Annotated in this window: 1 protein-coding gene; it reads left to right on the top strand. The window is 27.3% G+C overall.

The annotated features are described in order from the left end of the window. A partial coding sequence (locus tag RCF13_RS09180; RefSeq protein ID WP_308141086.1) for a hypothetical protein occupies nucleotides 1-1,614 on the top strand: 1,614 nt, incomplete at its 5' end. Between the last annotated feature and the right edge of the window lie 271 nt (nucleotides 1,615-1,885).

Here is a 1,885-nt window from a genome sequence, read left to right on the forward strand (position 1 = left end):
AAAATGGAAATATATTATTCTAATATTAGTGATTTAGATAACTATATTCCAAAAGTAGTATTAGTAAAAGATTTAACAGAATTTTTATTTGAATTATTGAATATTCCGATGATCAATCGAGTTAAAAATAAGCCTCGTTCCAATGATAAAACAGTAGAAAAATTCTCTATAAGAGATGTTATGCGATTTGTTTTTATGAGACAAGAGCATATAGGAACACCAAACTTTTTGGAAAACAATGATAAAGATGTGCGATATAAAAACTCTCCAACGTTCGAATTGTTATTTAATTTTTTAGATGCTGACATAGTAAAGATAAATGAACAGATTGCAAAAAAAATAAATGAAATTGAACGAAAAAAACGAGAACGTGGTGGATTATTACAATATCTTCAAGAAAGAGATGCCACATTGAGAGTAGAAGTAACAGAGAAGATTGAAGAAATTGAAAATATCGTAAATAAGGTAGTTGAGCAGAAAAAAGAATTATTAACTTCCAAAGAAAAACAAAAAGAAGTTAGTGATACATATGGAGAAATAAATGAACAGTTGATGACGTTAGAGGATGAAAAATCTCAATTAATTCAAAGAAAGAAAGAACTTTTATTTTCGAAAAGTAGTCATACGATTTTGTTAGAACGATATAAAAAAGAAAAAGAATCATATTGTGCAACACAAGAAGTATTATATAAATTAGAAATTTCAAATCATGAAAAAGTCTGTCCTCTGTGTAATTCTCACGTTCAATGCGATGGGGTAGAAGAAATTCATTCTCAAGATATTAGTGCTTTAATTAAAGAAGTTGAATCCAAAGAAAATACTGCAAATGAAATAATAAAACGTATTGATGAACAACTATCTACTGTTGAAAAGCAAGTAGTAGAATTTAATAAAAAAGTGAATTACTTTAAGGGTGTAAAAAGTAGCTATTCGCAAAATATCAATGTACCTCTTTTGGAAGAAATCGAAGCTCTAAATAAGGTGATATTGGAACATAGAAATCAGTTAAGCTTTTATAAAGAATTGGAAAGAGTATATAAGAAAATTGATGAAAAAGACAGAGATATTACTGAACTAGATAAAGACTTGGAAATTCTCGAAGGGAAAAAATCTAATATTGAAGTGGAAATTGAATATAAAGATAGAATCTTAAAGGATTTAAATCAAAAATATATTAATTTGCTTAAAAAATTCCATTATCATGTGGATGAGAGCACGGATTATATTGATTTTCTAACTTTTATGCCACATTATCAAGATGTAGAGGTCTTTAAACATGAGAGCGGGGGCCTATTATTATGTATACAATTAGCGTATATAGGAAGTATATTGGAAAATAAGCTTGTAAATAATGACAATAAACATCCCGGATTTCTTATGTTGGATAGTATCAGTAATAATTTAGGTACAAATAAAGATGCGAAGAAAGTTGACAATTTAGACCCCGAAAGTTATGAGGCGATATACAAACTGTTACTGTCATTAGCGAAAGATTTTCAGATTTTTGTTGTGGATAATACACCTCCTGAATTTATTAAACCAAAATTCACTTTTTATAGACATAATAAAGAAGGCTTGATTAATCCGAAACTTAATGAAAAAAGTGAAAACTAGTTTATAAATAATAGTAATAGTTTAAGATATGTAACGTTAGTATTTTATTAAAAATCAATATATTTCTTCAATATCCTAACAACACTAAGTTTTTATTTAATGTCAGACATTATATGGATAGTAAATTAAAAAGGATAGGAGAGCAGAATAAAATATGCTCTATCTATCTTAAGTTTATGATGTTTTAAACGACTTTATTGTAAATTAAGCAACTTAATTATCTCTGTACAATCACATGTTTTCGAGAAGATTTAGTTGATTATTCGAGGGA

Source organism: Stenotrophomonas maltophilia group sp. RNC7 (assembly GCF_030910085.1).
GTDB lineage: Bacteria > Pseudomonadota > Gammaproteobacteria > Xanthomonadales > Xanthomonadaceae > Stenotrophomonas > Stenotrophomonas sepilia.